24 protein-coding genes and 2 pseudogenes are annotated in these 24,244 nt (G+C 74.2%); 12 read left to right on the plus strand and 14 right to left on the minus strand.

Annotated features, from left to right (window positions below):
* Window positions 1-22 precede the first annotated feature (22 nt).
* Together GA0074704_RS13340 and GA0074704_RS13345 are read left to right on the plus strand one after the other, a co-directional pair.
* Window positions 23-1,603, plus strand: a complete 1,581-nt coding sequence (locus GA0074704_RS13340; protein ID WP_088970806.1) for a Na+/H+ antiporter — start codon at window positions 23-25, stop codon at window positions 1,601-1,603.
* Entirely contained in the window at window positions 1,600-1,857 is a 258-nt protein-coding gene (locus GA0074704_RS13345; protein ID WP_088970807.1) for a UBP-type zinc finger domain-containing protein, read from the plus strand. The genes GA0074704_RS13340 and GA0074704_RS13345 overlap by 4 nt, the downstream gene beginning before the upstream one ends.
* Window positions 1,858-1,867: 10 nt before the next feature.
* Here the strand turns inward: GA0074704_RS13345 and GA0074704_RS13350 are convergent, their stop codons facing one another.
* From GA0074704_RS13350 to GA0074704_RS13370, 5 genes are read right to left on the minus strand one after another with little or no spacing between them, the layout of a single operon-like run.
* A complete protein-coding gene (locus GA0074704_RS13350) occupies window positions 1,868-2,788 on the minus strand; it encodes a hypothetical protein (protein ID WP_088970808.1) in 921 nt (306 codons plus the stop codon).
* 59 nt (window positions 2,789-2,847) lie between these two features.
* Window positions 2,848-3,381 carry a GNAT family N-acetyltransferase gene (locus GA0074704_RS13355; protein WP_088973658.1) on the minus strand — a complete coding sequence of 178 codons (534 nt, stop codon included), beginning with the start codon at window positions 3,379-3,381 and terminating at the stop codon, window positions 2,848-2,850.
* On the minus strand, window positions 3,378-4,604 hold the full coding sequence (locus GA0074704_RS13360; protein ID WP_088970809.1) for an MFS transporter: 1,227 nt from the start codon (window positions 4,602-4,604) through the stop codon (window positions 3,378-3,380). The genes GA0074704_RS13355 and GA0074704_RS13360 overlap by 4 nt, the downstream gene beginning before the upstream one ends.
* A gap of 1 nt (window position 4,605) precedes the next feature.
* Window positions 4,606-5,643 carry a serine hydrolase domain-containing protein gene (locus GA0074704_RS13365; RefSeq protein ID WP_197697626.1) on the minus strand — a complete coding sequence of 346 codons (1,038 nt, stop codon included), beginning with the start codon at window positions 5,641-5,643 and terminating at the stop codon, window positions 4,606-4,608.
* Window positions 5,644-5,700: 57 nt separating this feature from the next.
* Window positions 5,701-6,303, minus strand: coding sequence for an HAD family hydrolase (locus GA0074704_RS13370; protein ID WP_088970810.1), 603 nt, complete (start codon window positions 6,301-6,303; stop codon window positions 5,701-5,703).
* A 54-nt stretch (window positions 6,304-6,357) separates the two neighbouring features.
* Here GA0074704_RS13370 and GA0074704_RS13375 point away from each other — a divergent pair, with 54 nt between their 5' ends.
* Window positions 6,358-6,867, plus strand: a complete 510-nt coding sequence (locus tag GA0074704_RS13375) for a GNAT family N-acetyltransferase (protein ID WP_088970811.1) — start codon at window positions 6,358-6,360, stop codon at window positions 6,865-6,867.
* Window positions 6,868-6,875: 8 nt separating this feature from the next.
* Here GA0074704_RS13375 and GA0074704_RS13380 read toward each other — a convergent pair whose 3' ends face one another.
* The gene (locus GA0074704_RS13380; RefSeq protein ID WP_157743670.1) at window positions 6,876-7,370 is read right to left on the minus strand and encodes a GNAT family N-acetyltransferase; all 495 of its coding nucleotides are present in this window, start codon (window positions 7,368-7,370) and stop codon (window positions 6,876-6,878) included.
* 108 nt (window positions 7,371-7,478) lie between these two features.
* Between GA0074704_RS13380 and GA0074704_RS13385 the strand changes: the two genes are divergently transcribed.
* Window positions 7,479-7,778, plus strand: a complete 300-nt coding sequence (locus GA0074704_RS13385; protein WP_088970813.1) for a hypothetical protein — start codon at window positions 7,479-7,481, stop codon at window positions 7,776-7,778.
* Between the two features lie 141 nt (window positions 7,779-7,919).
* A complete protein-coding gene (locus GA0074704_RS13390) occupies window positions 7,920-8,399 on the plus strand; it encodes a hypothetical protein (protein ID WP_088970814.1) in 480 nt (159 codons plus the stop codon).
* Window positions 8,400-8,506: 107 nt separating this feature from the next.
* Here the strand turns inward: GA0074704_RS13390 and GA0074704_RS13395 are convergent, their stop codons facing one another.
* Window positions 8,507-11,122: a glycoside hydrolase family 9 protein gene (locus GA0074704_RS13395; RefSeq protein ID WP_088970815.1), complete on the minus strand. Its 2,616-nt coding sequence runs from the start codon at window positions 11,120-11,122 to the stop codon at window positions 8,507-8,509.
* Window positions 11,123-11,359: 237 nt separating this feature from the next.
* Between GA0074704_RS13395 and GA0074704_RS13400 the strand changes: the two genes are divergently transcribed.
* Window positions 11,360-12,088: a PP2C family protein-serine/threonine phosphatase gene (locus GA0074704_RS13400; RefSeq protein WP_088970816.1), complete on the plus strand. Its 729-nt coding sequence runs from the start codon at window positions 11,360-11,362 to the stop codon at window positions 12,086-12,088.
* Window positions 12,089-12,110: 22 nt separating this feature from the next.
* Here the strand turns inward: GA0074704_RS13400 and GA0074704_RS29885 are convergent.
* Window positions 12,111-13,178 (minus strand): annotated as a pseudogene (locus tag GA0074704_RS29885) (ATP-dependent helicase C-terminal domain-containing protein); the annotation flags it as partial.
* A 123-nt stretch (window positions 13,179-13,301) separates the two neighbouring features.
* Window positions 13,302-14,840 (minus strand): annotated as a pseudogene (locus tag GA0074704_RS29890) (helicase-related protein); the annotation flags it as partial.
* Between the two features lie 99 nt (window positions 14,841-14,939).
* On the opposite strand from GA0074704_RS29890, the gene GA0074704_RS13410 reads away from it, so the two are divergent.
* Together GA0074704_RS13410 and GA0074704_RS13415 are read left to right on the plus strand one after the other, a co-directional pair.
* Window positions 14,940-16,043, plus strand: coding sequence for an IS30 family transposase (locus GA0074704_RS13410; protein WP_088968620.1), 1,104 nt, complete (start codon window positions 14,940-14,942; stop codon window positions 16,041-16,043).
* Between the two features lie 118 nt (window positions 16,044-16,161).
* The gene (locus GA0074704_RS13415; RefSeq protein ID WP_088970818.1) at window positions 16,162-16,893 is read left to right on the plus strand and encodes a class I SAM-dependent methyltransferase; all 732 of its coding nucleotides are present in this window, start codon (window positions 16,162-16,164) and stop codon (window positions 16,891-16,893) included.
* Between the two features lie 69 nt (window positions 16,894-16,962).
* On the opposite strand, the gene GA0074704_RS13420 is transcribed toward GA0074704_RS13415, so the two are convergent.
* Window positions 16,963-17,790, minus strand: coding sequence for a SigB/SigF/SigG family RNA polymerase sigma factor (locus GA0074704_RS13420; protein WP_088970819.1), 828 nt, complete (start codon window positions 17,788-17,790; stop codon window positions 16,963-16,965).
* Window positions 17,791-18,165: 375 nt separating this feature from the next.
* Between GA0074704_RS13420 and GA0074704_RS13425 the strand changes: the two genes are divergently transcribed.
* On the plus strand, window positions 18,166-18,942 hold the full coding sequence (locus GA0074704_RS13425; RefSeq protein ID WP_088970820.1) for a hypothetical protein: 777 nt from the start codon (window positions 18,166-18,168) through the stop codon (window positions 18,940-18,942).
* On the opposite strand, the gene GA0074704_RS13430 is transcribed toward GA0074704_RS13425, so the two are convergent.
* On the minus strand, window positions 18,891-20,480 hold the full coding sequence (locus tag GA0074704_RS13430; RefSeq protein WP_088970821.1) for a phospholipase D family protein: 1,590 nt from the start codon (window positions 20,478-20,480) through the stop codon (window positions 18,891-18,893). The genes GA0074704_RS13425 and GA0074704_RS13430 overlap by 52 nt on opposite strands.
* A 134-nt stretch (window positions 20,481-20,614) precedes the next feature.
* On the opposite strand from GA0074704_RS13430, the gene GA0074704_RS29665 reads away from it, so the two are divergent.
* On the plus strand, window positions 20,615-20,743 hold the full coding sequence (locus GA0074704_RS29665) for a hypothetical protein (protein WP_269458920.1): 129 nt from the start codon (window positions 20,615-20,617) through the stop codon (window positions 20,741-20,743).
* Window positions 20,744-20,805: 62 nt separating this feature from the next.
* On the opposite strand, the gene GA0074704_RS13435 is transcribed toward GA0074704_RS29665, so the two are convergent.
* Together GA0074704_RS13435 and GA0074704_RS13440 are read right to left on the minus strand one after the other, a co-directional pair.
* Window positions 20,806-21,777 carry a pirin family protein gene (locus GA0074704_RS13435; protein ID WP_088970822.1) on the minus strand — a complete coding sequence of 324 codons (972 nt, stop codon included), beginning with the start codon at window positions 21,775-21,777 and terminating at the stop codon, window positions 20,806-20,808.
* Between the two features lie 10 nt (window positions 21,778-21,787).
* Entirely contained in the window at window positions 21,788-22,270 is a 483-nt protein-coding gene (locus GA0074704_RS13440; protein ID WP_088970823.1) for a MarR family winged helix-turn-helix transcriptional regulator, read from the minus strand.
* A gap of 159 nt (window positions 22,271-22,429) precedes the next feature.
* Between GA0074704_RS13440 and GA0074704_RS13445 the strand changes: the two genes are divergently transcribed.
* The gene (locus tag GA0074704_RS13445) at window positions 22,430-22,966 is read left to right on the plus strand and encodes a GNAT family N-acetyltransferase (RefSeq protein WP_088973660.1); all 537 of its coding nucleotides are present in this window, start codon (window positions 22,430-22,432) and stop codon (window positions 22,964-22,966) included.
* A gap of 10 nt (window positions 22,967-22,976) precedes the next feature.
* Window positions 22,977-23,564: a DUF1684 domain-containing protein gene (locus GA0074704_RS13450; RefSeq protein ID WP_088970824.1), complete on the plus strand. Its 588-nt coding sequence runs from the start codon at window positions 22,977-22,979 to the stop codon at window positions 23,562-23,564.
* Window positions 23,565-23,633: 69 nt separating this feature from the next.
* On the opposite strand, the gene GA0074704_RS13455 is transcribed toward GA0074704_RS13450, so the two are convergent.
* Window positions 23,634-24,215 carry a general stress protein gene (locus GA0074704_RS13455; protein WP_088973661.1) on the minus strand — a complete coding sequence of 194 codons (582 nt, stop codon included), beginning with the start codon at window positions 24,213-24,215 and terminating at the stop codon, window positions 23,634-23,636.
* Between the last annotated feature and the right edge of the window lie 29 nt (window positions 24,216-24,244).

Here is a 24,244-nt window from a genome sequence, read left to right on the forward strand (position 1 = left end):
ACGCCGCCTAGGCTCGTACCCCATGGAACCTCTCTTCGAGGTTGTGATCTTCCTGGCGATCGCGACCTTCGGTGCGGCGCTGGCCCGCCGGCTGGGCCTGCTCGCGCCGATCCTGCTGGTGGTGCTCGGCCTCGCCCTGTCCTACCTGCCCGGCTTCCCTGAGGTCCGGCTCGAACCGGACCTGGTGCTGATCGGCATCCTGCCGCCGCTGCTCTGGGTGGCCGCGCTGGAGACGTCGGTGCCGGCGTTCAAGCTCAACCTGCGGCCGATCCTGCTGCTCGCGGTCGGCCTGGTGATCTTCACCGCGTTCGTGGTCGGCACCGTCGTGCACCTGTTCCTGCCCGCGCTGCCGTACTCGATCTGCCTGGCGCTGGGCGCGGTGGTGGCGCCGCCCGACGCGGTCGCCGCCACCGCGGTCGCCCGCAAGGTCGGCCTGCCCCGCCGGATCGTCACGATCCTGGAGGGGGAGAGCCTGGTCAACGACGCCACCGCGCTGGTGCTGCTGCGGGTGGCGATCGCCGCGGCCACCGCCGGCAGCGGTGGGGTCGGGGTCGGCTACGTGGCCCGGGAGGTGCTGGTGGCCACCGGCGGCGGCATCCTGGTCGGCCTGCTCGGCGTGGTGGTCTTCAGCTGGCTGCACAAGAAGATCGACGAGCCGCTGCTGGACAACGCCCTGTCGCTGATCGTGCCGTTCATCGTGGTCTTCGCCGCCGAGGAGATCCACGCCTCCGGGGTGGTCGCGGTGGTGGTGACCGGCCTGGGCATCGGGCACAAGCTGCCGCTGCTGCTGTCGGCCGCCTCCCGGTTGCAGACCACCGCCTTCTGGCGACTGGCCCGGTTCCTGCTGGAGGGCGTGGTCTTCCTACTGGTCGGCCTGCAACTGCGGGAGGTGCTGCGCGAGTTGGACGAGCCGTTCGGTTTCCTGGCCGGGATCACCGCGGCGGTGCTCGCGGCGGTCTTCCTGTCCCGGTTCGTCTGGCTCTTCCCGGCCACCTACCTGGCCCGGCTGGTGCCCGGGGTGCGGCGCAGGGACCCGGTCCCGCCGGTCCAGGTGCCGATCGTCATCGGCTGGGCCGGGATGCGCGGCGTGGTGACCCTGGCCGCCGCGCTGGCGCTGCCGCTCACCCTGGCCGGTGACCGGCCCTACCAGCGGGCGCTGTTCATCTGGCTGGCCTTCGCGGTGATCGTGGTGACCCTGGTCGCCCAGGGCGCCACGCTGCCCGCCGTGGCCCGCCGGTTGCGGCTGCCCGCCGACGACCCGGTGCAGGACGCGCTCTCGGCCGCCGCCGTGCAGCAGCGCGCCAGCCGGGCCGCCCGCGACCGCCTGGAGGAGTTGGCCGACAGCGTCCCCGACGCGGTCGCCGAACGGGCCCGGCGGGTCCTGGAGAACCGCACCAACATGGCCTGGGAGCGGCTCGGCGGCGCCGAGCGGGAAACCCCGTCGGCGGCGTACGGTCGGCTGCGACAGGAGATGATCGACGCGGAACGGGAAGTGTTCCGGGCCGCCCGCGACTCGGGGAAGATCCCCGAGGAGGTCCTGGTCCGGGCCTATCGTGACCTGGATCTGGAGGAGTCGTTGCTGCGCCAGGAGGAGAACCGATGAGCTGCCAGCACCTGGCCGAGGCCGGGACCGCCGAACCGGCGACCACCACCGAGTGCCCGGACTGCGTGGCCATCGGCAACACCGACTGGGTCCACCTGCGCTCCTGCCTCACCTGCGGGCACGTCGGCTGCTGCGACTCGTCGCCGTACCAGCACGCGTCGAAGCACTTCGCGTCCACCGGGCACCCGGTGATGCGGTCGATCGAGCCGGGCGAGGCGTGGCGGTGGTGCTTCGCCGACGAGGAGATCGGCTGAGCGGCCCCGGTCAGGCCGTCCCGAGGGTGGTCAGCGGTTCGGTGCTCAGGCAGGAGATCAGGCAGCGTTCCTTGGCGTCGCCCAGCAGGCGGGCCGTCCAGTCGGTGAAGCCGCCGTCGCCGACCTCCAGCGCACCGCCGCGCAGGGTGACGCGCACCGCGCCGCAGCGGTAGTAGCCGCGCCCGCGCCGGCGGTCCGGCTCGTCGTACAGGGGCACCGGGCCGCCGGCCACCGCCGGGCGTACGGTGTCGGCGAGCCGCTCGGCGAACACCGGAGCGTCCAGGACGGTCACGTGCAGCCCGGGGTCGGCCCCGCCGGCCAGTTCGTCGAGCACCCTTTGCCAGAAGGCGAGGTGCCGGACGAGCAGGCGCGCCTCGGTTCGGCCCGACCCGGTGTCGCGGGCGGTGGAGACCAGCGTGAAGAGGCGGAAGTGGGGTCCCCACTCCGGGCCGAAGTCCTGGGCCCGCAGCACCCGGTGTGCGGCGGCCAGGTGCAGCTCGCCGCGGTGGCCGCGGCGGCGGCGGTCGGCCGCCTCGACGGCCAGGGCGTTCGTCGGGTCGCTCACCACCTCCGTGGCGCGCGCCGTGCTGAGGATCCGGTGCTGACTGACCGGCGCGACGGCCGAGCAGGTGCCCAGCGGGACGACCGGGGAGAGTTCGACGCCCGCCACGTCGGCCGGCAGCAGCGCCCAGATCCGGCTCTCCAGCCGGGCCAGCGCCCGCGGGTCGACGGCGGCCGGGCGGACGAAACGATCCTGCTGCCAGCCGCGCAGCACCTGCGCCGGGCGTACGCCGGTGGCCCGGTCCCGGGCCACCGCCATCAGCAGCGTACGCAGGTCGGCCCCGGACAGGCCGGCCAGCGCGGCGCGGGTGCCCGCCGGCAGGGCCGCCCACACGCGGCGTTCGGGTCCGGGCAGTCGGGGCGCGTCCATCGGGCCACCATCGTTGACGCCCCCGGCGCGACGCGACCGGTTTTCGGTTCGCCGACCGCTCAGTCGACCCGACGTTCGAGCACCTGACCCGGCCACGGGGGCCGGCCGGGTCGTTCGACGGTGAACGGGTCGGTGGCGGTGAAACCGCAGCTCTCGTAGAACCGCACCAGCGCCCGGTCGTCTCCGGCGTAGCAGTCCACCCGCAGCAGCCCCACCCCGCGCCGGCGGGCCAGCTCGGCGGCGTGCGACAGCAGCCGCGCCCCGATGCCGAGGCCGGCCTGCGCCCGGTCGGTGATCAGCAGGTTGACGTACACCTCGGGCTCGGTGGGCGGCGGCACGTAGGCGGTGGATTCGCCGACCACCAGCGCGCCGACCGGCCGGCCGTCCAGCTCGGCCAGCCACAGGCCGTCGCCGTTGGCATAGGCCTGCACCTGTGCGATCCGGGCCGGGTCCGTCGAGCTGGGTCCGGTGCCCCACTGGCCGGTCCGGCCGCGCGCCGCCAGCCAGGCGATGGCGGTGTCGAACAGCCGCAGGATGGCGTCGGCGTCGGCCGGGCCGCCGGGGCGCAGGGTGAGGGTGGGCTGATCCGTCATGGCGGAGATGCTGCCACCTCGCCGGCCCGCCCGTCGGCCGCGCGGGCCCACCGGGTCAGCGCCGGCACGGCCAGGCCGGTGCCGGCGAAGACCACGCCGAGCACCAGCCAGCCGGGACCGCCGCCACCGAGCACCAGGGGCGTGAGCAGCGCCGGCCCGACCGCCCGGGCCAGGCCGCCCAGCATGCCGTCCACCCCCTGGTACGCCCCGATGGCGTCCGGCGTCGCCAGGTCGTACGCCAGTCCCGCGCCGGCGCTGCTGTGCCACAGGTCGCCGACGGTCAGCAGCACCGTGGCGGCCAGCAGCAGCACCGTGGCCGTACCGGAGGACCGGCCGGCGCTCGCGGCGTAGAGCGGGGTCGCGGCGGCCAGCAGCAGGCCGGCGCGGCGCATCCGCCGGGCGGCCGGGGCGGCCCGGTCGACGCCCCGGCTGAGCCGGACCGCGAGCAGCACGGTGAGCACCGTGTTGACCAGCAGCACCGCCGACACCACGGGTGGCGGGGCGCCGGTCCGGCCGACGATCCACAGTGGCACCACCAGACCGAGCAGCGTCACGTAGAGGGAGAGCACCGCCGAGGCGGCGCTGACCGCCACGAACCGCCCGTCGCGCAGCGCCGCCCAGGGGCGTTTCCTGGTCGCGGCCACCGGTGGCTGCGGCGGTAGCCGCAGCAGCAGCGCCGCCGAGAGCAGGTAGGTCAGCACGTTCCCGACCACCAGCGCCCGGTAGCCGGCCACGCTGTCGGCCGCCAGCGCGAACCCGGCCGACCCCGCGCCGACGGCGATGCCCAGGTTCGCCACCGCGCGCAACGTGGCGAAGGCGTGCACCCGTCCGCCGGGTCCGCCGACCGCCGCGACCAGGGCGGCCCGGACGGCCAGGTTGCCGGTGGCGAGCAGGCTCTCCACCACCGCCACCAGCAGGAAGACCGGCACCGAGTCGACCAGCAGGTACGCCCCGGCGGCCACCGCCTGGCCGACCTGGAGCAGGGCCCGCAGCGTACGCGGATCCCGGCGGTCGGCCAGCGCGCCCAGCGGCACGCTCGCGGTGAGCCCGACCAGCCCGGCGACGGTCAACCCGGCGGCGACGGCGGTGGCCGGCAGCCCGACGCCCCGGGTGAGGTAGAGGGCGCCACCGGCCAGCCACAGCCCGGTGCCGACGGTGTTGGCGAGGGTGGCCAGCGACAGCGTGCGCAGCGGGCCCGGCGCGGGCAGCGGGGAGAGTCGCATGTCAGTCGGGGAACGCGGCGGAGACCTCACGGATCAACGCCGCCACGTCGTCGCCCCAGTGCGAGGCGATCACCAGATCCCGGGCCGGGTCGACCCAGATCAGGTGGCGGCCGCCGTTGCCCCGGGCGCAGCGCCCGCTGGCCGGCGCCCCCGGCTGCACCCGGCCGGTGTCGTTGCGCCACCACAGGTAGCCGTAGTCGGGGTTCAGCGCGCACGGCGCCCAGGCCCGGTCGATCCACTCGGCACTCAGCAACCGCCGCCCGTACCAGGTGCCGCCGGAGACGTACAGGTCACCGAGCAGGGCCAGGTCGCTCGCGGAGATCCACAGCCCGCCACCCCAGTGCGCGCCACCACTGACCACCGGCACCGGTCGGCCGTCGATCGTGACCACCGAGTCGGCGTACCCGTGCCAGGACCAGGTGTCCGACGCGCCGAGCGGGTCGAGCACCGCCTCCCGCAGCACGTCGGGCAGCGGGCGGCGGAACAGCAGCGTCAGGGCCAGGCAGAGCAGGTTCACCCGTACGTCGTTGTAGGCCCAGCCGGTGCCGGGCGCGCCCTCCCGCTCGAAGCCCTCGCGGCGGCTCTGCGCGTCCACCCCGGTGGGCTTGCCCCACAGCTCACCGGTCCATCCGCTGGTCTGCTGCAGCAGGTGCTCCCAGGTGATCCCGTCCACTGCGAGACGGGCCAGCACAGGGTGGTCGACGGCCTCCGTCACGGGGGTGCCCGGGGTGAGCAGTCCCCGGTCGAAGGCCACTCCGGCCAGGGTGGACACCACGCTCTTCGTGCCGCTGAACAGCATCTCGGGCACGGTGGGGTCGCCCCAGCTGGCGACGACCTCGCCGCGGTGCCGGATCACCCCGCTGGCGCCGGAGCCGGGCAGCAGCGGGCCGATCACCTCCCGGTGTGACTCGTCGGCGACCTGCGCGGCCAGGTAGCGGGGCATGTCGTCGATGCCGGCGGTGACCCGCTCGGCTTGGCGGTCGGCGGCGGCACGCAGCGCGTCGAGGTCGGGTCGGGCCACGTCGTCATTGACGGTCATGACCGGACCCTAGGCCGGTTCCGCCTCCGGACGCCGTCCCGTACGACGCGACGCCGGTCACAGGGCGGCGGCGCGCTCCCGAGGGTGGGGCACCCGGACCGAGGCCATGCCGGCGGCGGTGGCGGCCTGGATACCGAGGTCGGTGTCCTCGAAGACCAGGCACGACTCCGGCGGCACGTCGAGCAGCCGGGCGGCGGTGAGGAAGGCGTCCGGCGCGGGCTTGGCCCGCGGGTACTCCCCGGCGCAGACCAGCACGTCGAACCGGTCGAGCAGACCGAGCGTGCGCAGCGAGCCGGTGACGCCTTCCCGGGTGCTGCCGGAGACCACAGCGAACGGCACCCGGCCGTGCGCGTCCTCGATGTGGGCCAGCACCTCCGGCACGGCGGTCAGCCGGGGCAGCGCCTCCTGGTACAGCTCCTCCTGGCGGCGCAGCACCGCATCGACCGGCATGGCCAGGCCGTGCCGTTCGTTGAGGTTGGCGACGATGTCGGCGACCGGCCGGCCGCCCCAGGCGTAGAACAGTTCCTCCGGGAACTCGCAGTCCCACTCGTGCAGCGCCGCCGTCCAGGCGACGTGGTGCAGCGGCATCGAGTCGGCGATGGTGCCGTCGCAGTCGAACAGGTACGCGCCGAACTCGCCGGCCGGCAGGGGGAGGGCCATCGGCTGAGGATAATTCGCTGGGCCCGACGGCGGCGACCTGGTTGCCTCGGGGCCATGGAACCGATCCGCGCCGCCCGCGCCGACGAGTTGACCGAGCTGCAGTCGATCGAGGTCGACTCGGGGGCGCCGTTCCGCGACATCGGCATGACCGACGTCGCAGACAGCCCACCGATGCCGCACGACGTGCTCGCCGGCCATCAGGCGGCCGGCCGGTGCTGGGTGGCGGTCGACGGGGACGACCAGCCGATCGCCTTCGTGGTGGTCGAGCCGGTCGACGGCTGCGCCCACGTCGCGCAGATCAGCGTCGCGCCCGCGTACGCCCGGCGGGGTGTGGGGCGGCGGCTGCTCGACCACGTCGCGGGCTGGGCCGGCGGGCGTGGACTGCCGGCGCTGACCCTGACCACATTTCGCAGCGTGCCCTGGAACGGGCCGTACTACGTCCGCTGCGGCTTCCGGGAGCTTTCGGCCGCGGAACTCGCCCCCGGCCTGGTCGACACGCTGGCGGCCGAGGCAGCGATGGGACTGGACATGACCGACCGGGTGGCGATGCTGCGCCGAGTCTGACCGCCGGGTCAGGGCGGGGGTGTGGGCAGCCGGCGGCCGAGGGAGAGCCCCGAGTCGCCGTACCCGTGCCGTCGGTAGAACGCGACCGCGCGGTCGTTGCGGTGGTGGATCCCGGCGGAGAGCCAGCGGATGCCCTGGTCGTTGGCCCAGCTCTCGGCGGCGGCCAGCAGCGCGGCCCCGACGCCGTGGTCGCGGCGGTCGGGCAGCACAACGGTGTGCACGGCCGCGGACGGCTCGGGTCGCAGGATCTGGTGCTCGGGCGGATCGCCGTGCCGCAGCACCTCGATCATGCCGACCACCCGCCCGTCCGGTGCCTCGGCCACCAGCACGGCGTCCCGGCCCCCGGCGAGCACGGCCCGGAAGTGGTCGGCGACGACGTCCGACCGGGGAACGCGGTAGGTCTCCGGGTCGAGGGCGAGGTGGGCGTCGGCGTTGGCCAGCCGCAGTGCCACCAGGGCGGGCAGGTCGGCGGCGGTGGCCGGTCGGACGGTGGCTGACCTCACGGCCGCCATTGTCCCAAGAAAATTCCCGCCGACTGCATCCGGCGTGGACGGTGCCGGCGAAGTGCTTGGTGGAACACCCCATGTCAGGAGCGCAGAAGGGGAAACACCATGAAGAAGATGCTGTACGCCGCCGGCGTCACCGCCGCGTTCGCCGCCAGCCTCGCCGTCGCCGCGCCCGCCTCGGCCGCCCCGGCCAACGACGGCGCCGCCTGCGTGCAGGCCGGTCTGGGCACGCTGAAGAGCCTGGGCCTGCTCCAGGCCGCCGCCCAGCAGAAGATCGACTACTCGACCCTGGCCGACCCGACCGCCGGCCCGATCTTCGCCGACCTGCCGGAGGGCTCCTACCTCTCCCTCGGCCAGGTCGTGAAGCTGCACACCACCAACCCGGAGCTGTTCGCCTGGTGCTGACGCCCGCGACCGGCGGTTGGAGCTGACGGCCGGTCACGATTCAGGTCCATTGCGGAACCAGGGCCTTCCCGACCGAGGGGAGGCCCTGGTTCGTGTTCCTGGCCGCCCGCCCCGGGGGCCGGCGGCCGATAGGGTGACCGCATGGTGCTGCCGTTCGTGGTCACCCTGCGCGGCTACGACATGCGCCAGGTCGAGGGCCTCTTCACCGAGGTCGACCGTGCCCTGGCCGGCGACAGCGAGGTGGCGCGGGCCGCCGCACGGGACGCCCTTCGGTCGGCTGGCCTGCGCCGTCGGATACGCGGTTACGCGCCCGGCGAGGTGGATGCCGCGATAGCTCACCGGCAGGAGGCACTCTCGTCCCTGGGCGGCCGGCTGCGACCCGTACCGGTGCGACCGGCTGCCGACACGCCGGCTCCGTTCACCGTCGTCGTCGGCGGATACGACATCCGCCAGGTCGACGACCTCCTCGCCACGGCTGACCGTGCGCTGGCCGCCGACAGCGCCGTGGCGCGGGCCGCGGCGCGGGACGCCCTCCGGTCGGCCGACCTGCGCCGTGGGTTGCGCGGGTACGCGCGCCGAGCCGTGGACGAGGCGGTGGCAGAGCGGCTACGGGCTCTCTGACATCGCCCAGCGGTCGGCCCGGTCATGATCCCGCTCGAACATGGAAACAGTGGCCTCCCGGAGCGGGGAGGCCACTGTTTCCTGGATCGAGCACGATCACGCGGGGGTCAGGACAGCGTGCACGCCTTCCCGTTGAGGGTGACCAGGCCGGGGTTCGGGTTGGGGCCGCCGGCGCTTCCGCCGTTGAGCCCGAAGGTGACCTCGGCGCCGGGGAGGATCTTCGCGTTCCACGACTCGTTGCGGGCGGTCACCGTCGCACCGGACTGGGCCAGCCGGGCCGACCAGAAGTTGGTGACGTGCTGGTCGCCGGTGAACGCCCAGCGCACCGACCAGCCGTCCACCGCCGTGGCGCCGGTGTTGCGGACGGTCACCTGGGTGGTGAAGCCCTCCGGCCAGCTGCCGTGCGTGGTGTACGTGGCCATGCAGGTCGGCGCCGGCACCGCCGCCGCGTCGCCCTGGTCGGCGAGGAACGACGCCAGCCAGGCCAGCGCCGAGTTCCAGTTGATCGCGACCTCGTTGGTCGAGTACGAGTTGATGTCGTCGACGTAGCAGAACATCGGCTGGCAGCCGGCGAGCAGCTGGGCGGCGTACGGGTCCTGGATGCCGGCGTTCGCGCCACCGGCCAGCGAGCCGGCGGGCGGGTTCGGCAGCTCCGGGTTCAGCTGGTGGGCGAAGATCCGGCTGTGCTGGTTGTGCGCGTTCCGCTCACCCCAGCCGGTCACGTACGACATGTTCAGCGCGTTGCGGCCGAGCAGGTAGTCGGCGGCCTGCACCGCCCCGTCCCGGTACTTCGCGTCCCGGGTCAGGTCGAAGGCGGTGCCCAGCACGACGGCGTTGTTGACGATGTTGCTGTTGCTGCCCCAGACGTACGCGCCGGCCTCGCCGGGCAGCGGCAGCCCGTACGCCTGCGTCTTCGCGGCGGTCAGGTAGCGGTCGGCGGCGGCGGTGACCGAGGCGCGCACCTTCGCCTTCTCGGTGGCCGGCAGTGTGCTTGGCACGGTGGCCAGGTCGAGGCGGCCCAGCGCGGCCACGCTCTGCCAGCCGAACGCGCCGCCCGCGTCGAAGACGTCGGCGGTGTGCAGCGGGGAGCCGGTCAGGTCGGTCAGGTACGCCTTGTCCCCGGTGGTCAGGAAGAGTTCGACGGCGGCCCAGTAGAACTCGTCGGCGACCTTGTCGTCCTCGTACGCGCCGCCGCCGGTGCCGTCGGTGACGCTGGCGTAGATCGCCGGGTGGGCCTTGGCGGCCGCGTACGCGGTCTTCGCGGCGTCCCGGCAGCGCTGGGCGAACGCGGCGTCGTAGCGGGCGTAGAGCCGGGCGCACTGGGCGCCGACGGCGGCCAGGTTGAGGGTGGCCGCGGTGGACGGCGGGTGCAGCTCGCGTGGCTGCGGGTCGTCCTGCGGGGCGAGCGGCAGGCCGGTCCACGCCCTGTCGTGGATCTTGTGGTGGGCCATCCCGGCCAGCGGCTGGCCGGCCGGCACCTGCATGCGCAGCAGGAACTCCAGCTCCCAGCGGGCCTCGTCGAGGATGTCCGGCACCTTGTTGCCCCGCTCGGGCACCCGCAGAGTCGAGTCGCCCAGCGCGGCGCCGCCGGCGGCGGTCTCGGCGGTCTTGGTCCGCTCGAAGGCGTTGAGCAACTGGTAGGTGGCGATGCCGCCGTTGACCACGTACTTGCCGTGGTCGCCGGCGTCGTACCAGCCGCCGCGCACGTCCAGCTCGTAGTCGCAGACGCCGGGCTGGCAGGGCACGTCGGTGTCGCCCTGGTTGGGCGCCACGCCGAGGTGCCCGGCCGGCCGGGCGTACGCCGCGCCGATCAGGTCGCCGTCGATCGGGGTGCCGCTGCGCTGGGCGTAGAAGAACTGCAACGAGTCGGCGCGCAGCCGGTCGTAGACGGCGCCGGAGATGTCGAACGGGTGGCTGGTCTCGCCGTCGACGACCAGGGTGTAGCCGGTCCCCGGGGTCTTCACGGCGGAGAAGTCGACGGTCTGCACGTTCTGCCCGGAGGCGGCGTCGACCCCGCGCGGCGTGGCGCTGCCGCTGGCCACCACCGTCCCGGCAGCCGACCGCAGCTGCCAGGGCAGCGGGTCGGTGGCCTCGGTGACCACGGTGGCGTTCTTCGGCCCGCCGGGCAGGTAGCCGACCTGGTTGACCCGCACGCGCGGCCCGGTGTCCGGCACGTACGGCGGCGCCGCCTCGCCGCCGCGCAGCGAGACGTTGTCCAGGCAGAAGGTCTGCGCGTCGGCGCTGCCGCCGACCTGGAAGATCAGCTGCGCCGAGGGGTTGTCGGTGCCGGCGGTGAAGGTCTGCTCGACGTGCCGGGCGGCGCCGCTCGCGGCGACCTCGCTGGCGAAGTAGCCGGTGTAGGGGGCGCTGCCCTGCTGGAGCACCGCCTTGACGGTCGCCCCGGGGGTGGCCCGGACGTCGAAGGCGATGGTGTACTCGGCGCCGGCGAGCAGGCGTACCCCCTCCTGGCCGATGCCGGCGTCCCACGGGTTCGCCGTGCCGGCGGCCACGCCGGTGCAGAGCCAGCCGTCGACCACGTCCAGCGGGCCGGTGCCGTAGGAGAACCAGGGGTTCACCCCGGCGGCGAAGTCGCCGTTGGTGAGCTGTTCGGGGGCGTCCGGCGGCACCTCGGCGTACGCCGTGCCGGCGCCCGTGCCGAGGAGGGCCAGGACGGTCGCCGCGGCGAGCGCCGCACGGCGGCGTCGACGGCGGTCAGATGGCATCACGGGGCTGTCCTCCGGTGGTGGGGTCTGCTGCGGTGAGCAGGGAAAACGTTCTCCCGATACTGGGAGCGCTCCCAGCGCTCGATGTTTCCAGTCGGTAACCCGGCTGTCAATCGATCCGACCCGATGAGCTGCGAATCGGCCGGACGGAGGAGGACAGTGAGATTCGCCGCGCCACGCGTCATCGTCCTGATCTCCTAGAGACAATTCCGCCCTCCGCCTGGCAGGCTGCCTCCCATGACCCTGAAGCTTCGTTCCGTCGGGGCGAGCGACCGTGGGCTGATCCGCAGCGGAAACCAGGACGCCCTGCACGCCGGCGCCTGGCTCGTCGCCGTCGCCGACGGCATGGGCGGCATGGCCGCCGGTGACCTCGCCAGCCGGATCGCCATCGACGCGGTCGGGCCGCTCGACCTCGAGACCCCCGAGCACGCCCTGGTCGAGGCGCTACAGAGCGGCATAGAGCTGGCGACCGCCCGGATCCGCCAGGCCGTCGTCGAGGACCCGGAACGACAGGGCATGGGCACCACCCTGACCGCGCTGCTGTTCGCCCGTACCGGCAGCTGCCTGGCGCTGGCCCACGTCGGCGACTCCCGGGCCTACCTGTTCCGCGAGGGGGTGCTCAAGCAGGTCACCCGGGACGACACCTTCGTGCAGATGCTTGTCGACCAGGGTGTGATCAGCCCCGAGGAGGCCAGCAGCCACCCCCGCCGGGCCGTGGTCACCCAGGCGTTGCAGGGCGACGAGGTCTCCCCGGCGTACGCCACGATGGTGCCCCGCCCTGGTGACCGCTGGCTGCTCTGCAGCGACGGGCTCTCCAACGTGGTCCGGCCGGACACCCTCGCCGAGGTGCTCGGCGACCACGCCGACCGGGGCGAGTGCGCCCGCCGGCTGATCGACCTGGCGTTGCGGGCCGGCGGCCCGGACAACGTCACCGTGGTCATCGCCGACGTCACCGACGAGGACTGACCCGCCGGGCCGACGGCCCGGGTCAGCGGCGGCGGGGCGTGGCGTGCCGGGTCGGCGCAGCGGTGGTCGGATCCTCCGGCCACGGGTGCCGTGGGTAGCGTCCGCGCAGCTCGCCACGGACCTGCGGGTAGCCGGTGCGCCAGAACGACGCCAGGTCCGCGGTGACCGCCACCGGCCGGCCGGCGGGGGAGAGCAGGTGCAGCAGCACCGGCACCCGCCCGTCGGCGATCCGGGGCGCGACCGGCCAGCCGAAGGTCTCCTGGAGCTTCACCGCGAGCACCGGGGCGGCCGGGTCCGAGTAGTCCACCCGGACCCGGGAGCCGCTGGGCACCGTGAGCCGCTCCGGCGCCAGCTCGTCCAGCCGGCCCGCCAGGGACCACGGGACCAGCCGGCGCAACGCCGAGGTCACGTCGACCCGGCCGAGGTCGGCCCGGCGGCGGGCGGCGGCCAGCTCCGGGCCGAGCCACTGCGGCGCCGCGGCCAGCAGCGCCTCGTCGTCCACCTCCGGCCACTGGCCGCCCAGCGCCTGCCGGCAGAACGCCAGCCGGGCGCGAAGCGCGTGCGCGGCCGGCGTCCAGCCGAGCAGCCCCAACCCCTCCTGCCGCAGCCCGGTCAGCAGCGCCGTGGCAACCCGCTCCGGATCGGGGCGGGCCAGCGGACGCTCGGTCAGCTCGATCGCACCCAGCCGCACCACCTCCCGGGCCACCACGTCCCCGTTCGACCAGGCGGTCTCCCGCTCCCGGATCAGCAGCGGGCCGGCCACCTCCCGGGCGGTCGCCTCGTCCACCGGCGCGGCCGAACGGACCCGGGCGGTGGGCGCGCCGGGCCGGCGGTCCGCGACCGCGACGGCCAGCCAGGCGGAGCCGGCCAGCCCGGACCCGGGCGCCAGCTCCGCGGCGGTCCCGCCGGCCATCAGGTACGACCCGCCACCGGCGCGCCGGGCCCGTGCCAGCCGCTCCGGGTACGCCAACCCGACCAGCAGCCCCGCGGCCAGATCGTCGGGCAGGTGCTCCCCGACGCCGGTCCCGCCGGCGGGGCGGTCCTCCCCGCGGGCCCGGCCCGCCGCTCCGGCGGTCCGGCCGGCTCCCGGTTGGCCGGTCCTCCGGTGACCGGCACCGGGCTGGCCGGGCGTCGTGCCGGTGGGCTGGCCGGGCGTGGTGCCGGTGGGCTGGCCGGGCGTCGTGCCGGTGGGCTGGCCGGGCGTGGTGCCGGCGGGCAGGGCGGCGCGCAGCCGGCGTACCTCGGCCCGCCAGCGGGCGGTCGCCCCGGCGTCGATCCCCGCCCGCAGCCGCCGCCAGGCGGCCGGCAGGTCGTCGCCCGGCCCGACCACACCCTCCTCCGCCAACAGGGCGACCACCTCGGCGGCCCGGTCCGCGCCGACCCGAGGTGCCCCGTCGAGCAGTGCGCGGGCCAGGCGTGGGTGCGCGCCCGCAGCCGCGATGGCCCGGCCCCGGCCGGTGATCCGCCCGTCGTCGTCCACCGCGCCGAGGCCGGCCAGGGTGTCCCGGGCGACCGTCATGGCGGCGGTCGGCGGCGGATCGGGCAGCGCCAGCCCGGTACCGTCGGGACGGCCCCACGCCGCCAGTTGCAGCGCGAACCCGGTCAGGTCCGCGGTGGCGATCTCCGGCTCCGGTTGGGCGGGCAGCCGCTGGTGGGTGGCCTCCGACCAGCAGCGGTAGACGTACCCGGGGGCCTCCCGGCCGGCCCGGCCGGCGCGCTGGGTGGCGGCCGCGCGGGAGACCGGCACGGTCACCAGCGCGCCCAGCCCACGGGACAGGTCCATCCGGGGCACCCGGGCGAGCCCGGCGTCGACCACCACCCGGACGCCGGGCACGGTCAGGCTGCTCTCCGCCACCGCCGTGGCCAGCACCACCCGCCGCCGGTCCGCGGCTTCCCACCCGGGTTCGGACCCGTCAGGCCGGGACGGCCGGCGCAGGGCCGCGTCCTGGTCGGCGCCGCGCATCCGGCCGTGCAGGGGCAGCACCGTCACCCGGTCACGCAGGTCGGCCAGGCGTCCGGCGACCCCGGCGATCTCCCCGGCGCCGGGGAGGAAGACGAGCACGTCGCCGTCGCGTTCGGCCAGCGCCCGCCGGACGGTGGCCGCCACGTGGTCGAGCAGGGCCGGGGCGACCCGGGTGGGATCCGGGGTGACCGCGCGCGGCGGCGGCGCCCAGATCCGCTCGACCGGGTGCAGGGCGGCCTGCGCGCTCACCACGGGCGCCGGGGCGCCATCCCCGCCGAGCAGGGCGGCGAACCGGTCCGTCTCCGGGGTGGCGGACATGGCCAGCAGCCAGAGGTCGGGGCGGAGCGCCGCCCGGGCCTCGACGGTGAAGGCGAGCGCCAGGTCGGCGTCGAGCTGCCGCTCGTGGCACTCGTCGAGCAGTACCGCGCCGACCCCGGACAGCTCCGGGTCGTGGTGCAGGCGACGGACCAGCAGGCCGGTGGTCACCACCTCCACCCGGGTGTCCGGGCCGACGCGCCGCTCGCCCCGCACCGCGTACCCGATCCGACCGCCGACCCGTTCGCCGAGCAGGTCGGCCATCCGGTGCGCCGCCGCCCGGGCAGCCACCCGCCGAGGCTGCGCCACCAGCACCCGGCCGTCGACCCGGTCGGCGACGGCCAGCGGCGCGAGGGTGGTCTTGCCGGTCCCCGGCGGCGCCACCAGCACCCCCGCGCCCGCGTCGCCCAGGGCGGCCACCACCGCCGGCAGCACCCCCCGCACCGGCAGCTCCAGCCCCACCTCGCTCAACACACCAACACTCTCCCACCCCCGCCGGAACCTGGGCCCGGCCGCCCAGCCCGTTGATCATGAAGTAAGCGGCGAAGTCGATCTGGCGGTTTCTAGGCTTCAGTGCAACTGATCTTGGTTGGGCTGGAGGTGCTGGTGGCGAGGCCGGGTGTGTTGACGTTCGGGCATCGGCAGGTGTTGGAGCATTTGTGGGGGGTTGGTCGGACGATCTCGCAGATCGCGGGGGTTCTCGGGGTGCCGGTGTGCACGGTGTCGCGGGAGGTGGCGCGGAACAACAGTGCGCGGCACGGGACGAAGAACCCGCTGGGGCGGTCACTGCCGCATGGGCGGGGGCGCCGCCCGTATCGGTGGGGTTATCAGGCGCAGTGGGCGCAGCGGCGGGCTGACGCGGCCAGGCGGCGGCCGGCGAGGGCGAAGCTGGCGGTCGGTACGCGGCTGCGGCAGGTGGTGGCGGGGAAACTGGCCCGTAGGTGGTCTCCGAAGCAGATCGCCGCGTGGTTGCGGGCCACGTTCGCCGACCGGCCGGAGTTGCAGGTGTCCCACGAGACGATCTACCAGGCGATCTACGTGCAGTCGCGAGGCAATCTGAGGGCCGAGTTGACCCGGCAGGTAGCGCTACGGTCGGGACGCACCCAGCGGCGTCCGCAGTCACGTGCCGCGGGCGCCGCTCGCCGTCGGCGGCCCTGGATCGCAGACCTGCACATCAGCACCCGGCCCGCGGAGGTCACCGACCGGGCGGTGCCCGGGCACTGGGAAGGTGACCTGGTCATCGGCAAGGCCGGCGCCTCAGCGATCGTGACCCTGGTGGAACGAGCCACCCGTTACGTGATGCTCGGCGCCCTACCCCACGGCCGCGACAGCGAAGCCGTCATCGGTGTGCTCACCAACCTGGCCACCCGCATGCCCACGCACCTGCGCCGGTCGCTGACCTGGGACCAAGGCGTGGAAATGGCCACCCACCCCGTGTTCACCGTCGCCACCGGCTGCCCGGTCTACTTCTGCGACCCCCACAGCCCCTGGCAACGCGGCACCAACGAAAACACCAACGGGCTGCTACGCCAGTACTTCCCCAAGAGCAGCTACGACTTCCGCACCATCGACCAGAACGGCTTGGACGAGGTCGCCCACGAACTCAACACCCGCCCCCGACAGACGCTGGACTGGAACACCCCAGCCCAGCGTCTGGCTCACCTCATCACCGCCTAACGATTGCACTCACCCCTTGACCCCGCCTCTCCAAAACTGCCGCAAACTTCATGATCAACGAGGTGGGGGTGGGGTTTTTCATATTGAGGGGGATCGAAGGGTGGGGTTGGGTGGAGGGGTGGGGCGGATCGCGTACGACGAGGAGCAGGCCGCCGCCTTCGCCGCCGGGCGAGGGCTGGGGCTGGGCGGGTTGGGGGCCTGGCGGGACGCCGTGGCGCGACACCTGCCGGCCGAGCCGGGAGTGCGGCTGCTGGATCTGGGGGCGGGGACCGGCACCTGGTCCGCGGCGTTCCGGCAGTGGTTCGACGCCGACGTGCTGGCCGTCGAGCCGGCGGCGGCGATGCGGGCGCGGTGCGCGTACCCGGGGGTGGTCGGCGGTCGGGCGGAGGCCCTGCCGGTCGCGGGGGCCAGCCTGGACGGCGCGTGGATCTCCACGGTGATCCACCACCTGCCGGACCTGGCCGCGGTGGCCGCGGAGCTGCGGCGGGCGCTGCGGCCCGGCGCGCCGGTGCTGATCCGCTCCGTCTTCGCCGGCCGGGGCGGAGGGGTGAGCCTGTTCCGGTGGTTCCCGGAGGCGCTGCGGGTGCTGGAGACGTATCCGTCGGTGGCCGAGGTCTGCGCGGCGTTCGGGACGGCGGGGTTCGAGCCGGTCGCCCTCGAGTCGGTGCCGCAGGTCAGCGCGCCCTCGCTGGCGGTGGCCGCGGCCGACCTGCGCCGGGCGGCGCACACCCCGCTGGTGCTGCTCGACGACGCCGACTACGAGCGCGGCGTGGTGCGGCTGCGGGTCGCCGCCGAGCGGGCGCCGCTGGCGCCGGTGGTGGATTCGCTGGACCTGCTCGTGCTGCGCTGAGCGGGCCCGGACACGACGATGGCCGGGTCCGCCGACCCGGCCATCACCGTGTTACCCCCTGGAAAAGACTCAGTAGGTGCCGTCCAGCTGCCCGCGCAGCTTGGTCAGCGCCCGGGCGAGCAGCCGGGAGACGTGCATCTGCGACACGCCGATCTGCTCGGCGATCTGCGACTGGGTCAGGTTGCCGTAGAAGCGCAGCGTGAGGATCTTCTGCTCGCGCTCGTCCAGCGTGGCCAGCGCCGGGCCCAGGGCGACCCGCAGCTCGGCCAGCTCGAACTCGTTGTCCTCGCCGCCGAGCATGTCGCCCAGCTCGGTGGCCCGGTCGCCGTCGCCGGTCGGCGTGGACAGCGACACCGCGTTGTAGGCGCGGGCACCCTCCAGGCCCTCCAGGACCTCTTCCTCGGTGAGCTTGAGGTGGGCGGCGATGTCGGCGACCGTCGGCGAGCGGCCGAGGGTCTGCAGCAGCGAGCTGTTGGCGTCGGAGATGGCCAGCCGCAGTTCCTGGAGGCGACGCGGAACCCGGATGTCCCAGGTGCGGTCGCGGAAGTGCCGCTTGAGCTCACCGATGATGGTCGGGATGGCGTATCCGGCGAAGTCCACGCCCCGGGTGGGGTCGAACTTGTCGATCGCCTTGATCAGGCCGACGGCGGCGGTCTGCGCCAGGTCGTCGGTCGGCTCGCCCCGGCCGCTGTAGCGGTGGGCGAGGTGGTTGGCGAGCGGCAGCCAGGCCTCGATGGCCTTGTCACGCATCGCGGCGCGGGAAGGGTGGTTCGCCGGCAGGGCGGCCATCGCGTTCAGCAGGTCGGCGGCGCTGTCGGTGAGCGCCCGCGGGTCCAGCTTCTCGGTGGTCGTCGGCGCGGCGGTCGCCGTCTGCTCAGTGGTGGTCGGCGCGGTCATGGGTGGTCCTCCCTGCACCTCGTCCGCGGATAAAAGACGTGACGCTTTGGTTTAACTTCAGATGGGCCGTTCGGGAGTCACCTTAGCCTGATCGGCTCCCGGAAATCTAGCCGAAAGTACGATGTACTTAAGTTATTTACGGGCAGGAAGGCCGTGAACCGGACAAAAATTCCGGTTTTGTGATCGCGGTTACCGGTACGGACGGCCCACCGTGACCCGACGATCACCCGGCGTCGACCAACCGGCCGTCGCCGCCGCTCGGCTGATCGGCAAGAGGAAACCCGACAATCGGCGCCGACTGTCGGGTTTCCGTCGTTGTTCCGCCGCCGGGACGCGCCGTAGCGTCGCTGGGACAGTTCCCTGGTTGGAGGCGCCGTGCTCGACCCCACCGCACCCCAGATCGTGGTGCAGTGCCGGACGCTCTCCTTCAGTTGGCTGCCCGCCGACCCGGACGCGGTCGCCGCCCTCGTTCCCGCCGGCCTGTGCCCCCGACCCGACCGCCAGGTCTTCCTCAGCCAGTACGTGGTCGACGACGAGACGCAGACCTCCGGCTTCGGCGCCTACTCCCTGACCTACCTCGGAGTCGCCCTGGTCGGGGTGGACGCCCCCGACGGCCGCCCCGGCGGCTGGTGGACCCACTATCTCGCCTCCAGCGACAGGGTGCGGAAGTACGCGACGGCGCGCGGCGCCCCCGTGGCTGCCGGCCGTACCCGCGTCGACGTGCGCGGTGACCGGCTGGAGGCGGTGACCGAGGTCGACGGGAAACCGCTGATCCGGTCCCGCTGCCGGGTCGGCGACACCGGCACCCGGATCCGCAGCGGCCACAGCCGCTTCCTCACCGCGACCGAGGACGGCCGGCTGCTCAGCGCGCTCTATCCGTTCCTCGCCGAGCCGGTGGCGCCGTTCGAGGTCGAGTCGGTGGAGTTCCTCGACCCCGGGCACCCGGTGTACGCGCTGCGTCCGGACAACCCGTTGACCATCGACTGGGGCTTCTACACCCCGCGCGCCTCGTTCGCCTTCCCCGGCGGCTTCGACAGCATGCCCGGGCCGGCCGAGCGGGGCCGCCCCCACGGGGAGCCCGGCGAGCCGCTCACCGGCGGTCAGAAGGTGCCGGCGCGGCGGGCCCGCAGCGGTCTGCCGTCCGGGTCGTAGACCAGCCGGTAGACCGGCAGCGCCCAGATCCGGGTGTACCAGGGCAGTCGCTCCGGCTGGTGCGGGCGCAGCCGCCCGGGCGGGCGCGGGCCGACCCGGCCGCCGTCGTGCCACCGCTGCAACTCCTGGGCGGTCGAGACGATCGCCTCGACCGCCGTCGCCGGGTCCAGCAGGTCGTCGTCCCCGCCCCCGTCGGGATCCCGGTCCAGGTGCTCCCGCCACAGCCGAAGCCGCAGGTCCCGGGCGAAGACCCGGGCCCCGTCGCCGTGGCCGCCCGGGTCGGGGGGCTCGCGCTCGTCGCGGGTCTCGTCGAGCACCGCGCAGGACAGTTCGCTGTCGTGGGTCCACGACCGCCGGTTGAAGTTGTCGCTGCCGACGCTGGACCAGGTGTCGTCGACCACGCACACCTTGGCGTGCACGTAGACCGGCTCGCCGGCGTGGTTCTCCACGTCGAAGACGTGCACCCGGTCCGGCGCGGCCTTCTGGCAGAGCGAGAGCGCCTGCTCCCGGCCGACCATGTTCGGCGGCAGGGCCAGCGCACCGTCCACGTCCGGGTGCCGGGGGACGACCGCCACCAGGTGCAGCTCCGGGTTGGCGCGCAGCGCCTGGGCGAACAGCTCCGCCACCTCGGTCGACCAGAGGTACTGGTCCTCCAGGTAGATCAGCCGCCGGGCCCGGCGGATCGCCTTGGTGTACCCGCGGGCCACGGTGCGCTCACCGTCCGGGGCGAAGGAGTAACGCGGGCGTACCGCCGGGTAGGTGCGCAGCACCTGGATCTGGTGCGGGCCGCACGGAGGCGGGTCGGCCGGCTGGTCGGGCAGCGGATCCGGGCGCAGGTCCGAGCCGCGCAGCCGGTCCCGCAGATAGGCCAGCGGGTTCTCCGAGTCCAGCGGCATCGGGTCGGTCCAGCGCTCCCGGAAGGCGGTGTCCAGCGCGCCGACCACCGGCCCGCGCAGCGCCAGCTGCACGTCGTGCCAGGGCGGGTGCGGGCCGTACTTCGGGGACATGACCACGGCCTGCGGGTCGCCCCCGTGGTCGGCGTCGTCCCGGCGGCTGTGGCACAGGTCGATGCCGCCGGCGAAGGCGATGTCCCGTTCCGGCGCGCCGGGGCGGCGCAGCACGACCAGCTTCTGGTGGTGCGAGCCGCCGCGGCGTACCCGCTGGTCGAGCAGCACCTCGCCGCCCGCGGCGCAGATCGCCTCGCTCAGGCTCCGGTTCTCCGCCTCGCTGTAGGAGAGCGCGTCGAGGTGCGAGCGCCAGAGCAGCCCCTTGACCACCACCCCGCGCTGGGCCGCCCGGGCGAACAGCTGCACCACCGTCGGGCCGTCCGGGCGCATCCGCTCGTCCGGGTCGCCGCGCCAGTCGGTGAAGAAGAGATGGTCGCCACGTTCGAGCGCCTCCACCTCGGCGACCAGGCGATCGAAGTACGCGGCGCCGTGAATTAACGGCTCGGCAAGGTTTCCGGTCGTCCAGACGGGTAATTCCGAGACCGGGTTGGCGCGTTCCTGCTCGGTGAGGAACCAGTCCCGCAGCGTCACGTTCCAGCCCCCCGAGGTCGACGACGTCCTCACGGTATGGCCCCCGCGACGGTCGCGCACCTCCGGCCCCCTGGTCGGATGCGGTCTCACGGGGACGGGCGTACCGAAACCGACAACGCCGAGGAGGCCACCCCATGCCCGCCGAGACGACGAACACCGTGACCGAGTACCGCGAGCCGGCGGTCGAGGGGGAGCGGGGTGCGCTGGTGGCGGTGTTGGTGATGGTGCTGCTGGGCGTGGCGGGGATCTTCGCCGTCTCCTGATCCCGCGTACGCCCGCGGACGCCCCGGCGATCGCCGGGACGCCCGCGTGGAGCGGATCGGGGTCAGGCGCCGGTGTGCGGCATCCGCCCCGCCGGGACGACACCGAGCCGGCCGGCCTGGAAGTCCTCCACGGCCTGCATGAGCTCGGCCCGGGTGTTCATCACGAACGGCCCGTAGTGCGCCACCGGCTCCCGGATGGGCTGTCCGCCCATGATGTAGAGCTCCAGCGCCGGGGTGTTGGCGTCCTGCCGCGCGTCCGCGGTGACCCGCAGCGCGTCGCCGGGGCCGTGCACGGCGAGCTGGCCGGTGTGGATCGGCCGGCTGTCGGTGCCGACGGTGCCCCTCCCGGCCAGCACGTAGACCAGCGCGTTGAAGTCGGCCCGCCAGGGCAGGCTCAGCTCCGCGCCTGGCTGCACCGTCACGTGCGTGATGGTGATCGGGGTGTGGGTCGAGCCGGGCCCCTGGTGGCCGGCGACCTCGCCGGCGATCACCCGGATCAGCGCGCCGCCGTCCGGCGTGGTGAGCAGCGCCGACTCGCGACCCCGGATGTCCTGGTAGCGCGGCGGGATCATCTTGGCCACCTTCGGCAGGTTGACCCAGAGCTGCAGGCCGTGGAAGAGGCCGCCGCTGGTCACCAGGTGCTCCGGCGGCGCCTCGATGTGCAGCAGCCCGCTGCCGGCGGTCATCCACTGGGTGTCGCCGTCGGTGATGGTGCCGCCGCCGCCCTGCGAGTCCTGGTGGTCCATGATCCCGTCGATCATGTAGGTCACCGTCTCGAAGCCGCGGTGCGGGTGCCACGGGGTGCCCTTCGGCTCACCCGGCGCGTAGTCGACCTCGCCCATCTGGTCCAGGTGGATGAACGGGTCCAGCTCGCTCATCGGCACGCCGGCGAAGGCCCGGCGCACCGGGAAGCCCTCGCCCTCGTAGCCGCTGGGCGCGGTGGTGAGCCGGCGGACCGGCCGGTAGGCGGTCGACTCGTCGAGCCGGGGCAGGCGGGGCAGGACCAGGACGTCGTCCACGGTGATCGCGGGCATCTCGAACTCCTTAGCTGTCGCGGTGGGTGGCCGACGCGTCGCGGTCGGCGCGCAGGCGCCGGCCGAGCCGTTCGAAGACCCGGGTGAGGCAGGCGACCTCGGCGTCGTCGAGGTCGTCCATCAGGTGGCTGCGCACGGAGCGCAGGTGGTGCGGCGCCGCCTCGCGCAGCGTGAGCAGGCCGGCTGCGGTGAGCACGGCCTCGCTGCCCCGGCGGTCGCCCGGGCAGCTCTCCCTGGCCACCAGGCCGCGCTTCTGCATCGAGGTGATCTGGTACGTCAGTCGGCTGGGCGAGAACACCAGCCGGCCGGCCAGCTCGCCCATCCGTAGCCGCTGGCCGGGGGCCTCGGAGAGCAGCACCAGCACGTGGTAGTCGGCGAAGCTCAGCTCGCTGTCGGTGCGCAGGTCGTCCTCCAACTGGGTGAACAGCCGTTGGCTCGACTCGATGTACGCCCGCCAGCAGGCCATCCGCGTGGCGTCCAGGCTCTCGGTCACGGCACCACGATATCACTCCTTGAAATTTGAACAAACCCGTTCCGGGCTGTCGATCCCGAGAACGTCGGCGAGGAGCGGCGATATTCCTCAGAATTTGAACGAGATGGTCGGGGTAATGCGGGTGCCCACGGCCCGGGCGCTGTGCCACACTCCGGCACCGTGGAACCCGTCGCCCTCACCGCCCCCGGCCTGTCCCTGCGTCCCTGGCGGATGACGGACGCCCCGGTCGTGCTGGCGGCGTTCGCCGACCCGGCGATCGCCCGCTGGAACCCGCAGCAGGTCACCGACGAGGCCGGAGCCGCGCAGTGGCTCCGTCGCCGGACGGGCGCCGACGACAGCGCGATCTCCCTCGCGGTCACCGACGCCGCCGACGGCGCCCTGCTCGGCGCCGTCTCGCTGCACCACCTCCACGGCGAGGACGCGCAGGTCGGCTACTGGACCACCGCCGCGGCCCGCGGCCGGGGAGTCGCCACCCGCGCCGTCACCGTGCTCACCGGATGGGGCTTCGACCGGCTCGGGCTGCACCGGATCGAGCTGTGCCACGCCGTGCCGAACGTCGCGTCCTGCCGGGTCGCCGAACGGGCCGGGTACGCCGCCGAAGGGGTGCTGCGCGAGTCCTACCGGTACGGCGACGGCCGGCGGTACGACGAGCACCTGCACGCCCGGCTCGCCACCGACCCGCCGCCCGCCCGATAGCGTCGAGGGCGTGGACGATCTCGACCTGCTCGACTGGCGCGAACGCGTCGCCCAGCTGTACCTGTCCGACCTCGACCTGGCCGGCTTCCGGTCCGCCCGCGACGAGCTCTTCGCCACCCACCCGAGCAGCCCGCTGCCGGCGCGGGCGCGAGCCGGCTTCACCGGGCTGCCCTGGTTCCCGCCGAACCCCGAGGCAGTGGTCGAGGCGCCGCTGCGCCCCGCCACCGGAGAACTGGAGATCGACACCGGCGGGCCGGACGGGGTGGTGCGCTACCGCCGGTTCGCGGTCGCCGCCACGCCGTGGGGCGAGCTGACCCTGTGGTGGATCGAGGCGTACGGGGGCGGGCTGTTCGTGCCGGTACGCGACGGCACCAGCGGACTCCAGACGTACGGCGGCGGCCGGTACCTCACCGACACCGTCAAGGGCACCTTCGGCCGGGGCCTGACGGTGCTGCCCGGCGAGCGGGTCCGGCTGGACGCCAACTACCTCTACAACCCCTCCTGCGCCTACGACGACCGGTGGGCCTGCCCGCTCGCGCCGCCGGAGAACCGGGTCGACGTCCCGATCCGGGCCGGCGAGCTGTCCTGGCATCCGTGACCGGCGACCCGACCGGCACGCGCCGACGCTCCCGGCGCACCGTGCGCCGGGAGCGTCGAACCGAGGGCCTCAGCGGGCCGTCGTGCCGGTGGGTGTCAGGTGCATCCGTCCCAGCAGCTGCCGCGCATGGTCGGCCAGGTCGGCCTCCACGGTCACCGCGTACTGGCTGGCGCGCAGCGAACTGGCCGAGGTGAAGTCGCGCTGGCCACCCGTCATCGCGTGCGCCACCGCCCCGAACACCGCGCCCCAGATGGCGCCGATCACCAACCCGACCAGGATCACCGCGATCCAGTTGCCGGCGGTGAAGATGCCGAACAGCAGGCCGATGAAGAGGCCGAACCACGCGCCGGTACCGGCGCCCACGGCAGCCGCCCGACCGGTGTTCATCCGGCCCAGCACGGTCTCCACAAGCGTCAGGTTCGTGCCGACGATCGAGGTCCGCTCCACCGGGAACCGGTTGTCCGCCAGATAGTCCACCACCCGCTGGGCGGACGGATAGTCCGGGTACGAGCCGATCGTCACGGTCGGCGGGCCGGCCTGCGGGCCGTGGCCGTCACCGCTGGGCGGTTCCGGCCGGCCGGCCGGCCCGGTCGGTAGGTTGCCACCAGTCGTGGGTCGCCAGGCGGCGGTGGGTGTCGAAGGTCTGGTCATCAGCATCCTCCTTCGTCAACACCCCGCGT

Origin of the sequence: Micromonospora siamensis, from assembly GCF_900090305.1 — a bacterium.
GTDB lineage: Bacteria > Actinomycetota > Actinomycetes > Mycobacteriales > Micromonosporaceae > Micromonospora > Micromonospora siamensis.

Excerpts from the sequence above, each read along its gene's own strand:
- GA0074704_RS13385 (WP_088970813.1), top strand. The coding sequence starts at position 7,479 with ATGAAGAAGATGCTGTACGCCGCCGGCGTCACCGCCGCGTTCGCCGCC.
- GA0074704_RS13340 (WP_088970806.1), top strand. The coding sequence starts at position 23 with ATGGAACCTCTCTTCGAGGTTGTGATCTTCCTGGCGATCGCGACCTTC.
- GA0074704_RS13370 (WP_088970810.1), bottom strand. The coding sequence starts at position 6,303 with ATGGCCCTCCCCCTGCCGGCCGGCGAGTTCGGCGCGTACCTGTTCGAC.
- GA0074704_RS13350 (WP_088970808.1), bottom strand. The coding sequence starts at position 2,788 with ATGGACGCGCCCCGACTGCCCGGACCCGAACGCCGCGTGTGGGCGGCC.
- GA0074704_RS13400 (WP_088970816.1), top strand. The coding sequence starts at position 11,360 with ATGACCCTGAAGCTTCGTTCCGTCGGGGCGAGCGACCGTGGGCTGATC.
- GA0074704_RS13455 (WP_088973661.1), bottom strand. The coding sequence starts at position 24,215 with ATGACCAGACCTTCGACACCCACCGCCGCCTGGCGACCCACGACTGGT.
- GA0074704_RS13420 (WP_088970819.1), bottom strand. The coding sequence starts at position 17,790 with ATGACCGCGCCGACCACCACTGAGCAGACGGCGACCGCCGCGCCGACG.
- GA0074704_RS13375 (WP_088970811.1), top strand. The coding sequence starts at position 6,358 with ATGGAACCGATCCGCGCCGCCCGCGCCGACGAGTTGACCGAGCTGCAG.
- GA0074704_RS29665 (WP_269458920.1), top strand. The coding sequence starts at position 20,615 with ATGCCCGCCGAGACGACGAACACCGTGACCGAGTACCGCGAGCCGGCG.
- GA0074704_RS13435 (WP_088970822.1), bottom strand. The coding sequence starts at position 21,777 with ATGCCCGCGATCACCGTGGACGACGTCCTGGTCCTGCCCCGCCTGCCC.
- GA0074704_RS13395 (WP_088970815.1), bottom strand. The coding sequence starts at position 11,122 with ATGCCATCTGACCGCCGTCGACGCCGCCGTGCGGCGCTCGCCGCGGCG.
- GA0074704_RS13390 (WP_088970814.1), top strand. The coding sequence starts at position 7,920 with ATGGTGCTGCCGTTCGTGGTCACCCTGCGCGGCTACGACATGCGCCAG.
- GA0074704_RS13360 (WP_088970809.1), bottom strand. The coding sequence starts at position 4,604 with ATGCGACTCTCCCCGCTGCCCGCGCCGGGCCCGCTGCGCACGCTGTCG.
- GA0074704_RS13365 (WP_197697626.1), bottom strand. The coding sequence starts at position 5,643 with ATGACCGTCAATGACGACGTGGCCCGACCCGACCTCGACGCGCTGCGT.
- GA0074704_RS13345 (WP_088970807.1), top strand. The coding sequence starts at position 1,600 with ATGAGCTGCCAGCACCTGGCCGAGGCCGGGACCGCCGAACCGGCGACC.
- GA0074704_RS13355 (WP_088973658.1), bottom strand. The coding sequence starts at position 3,381 with ATGACGGATCAGCCCACCCTCACCCTGCGCCCCGGCGGCCCGGCCGAC.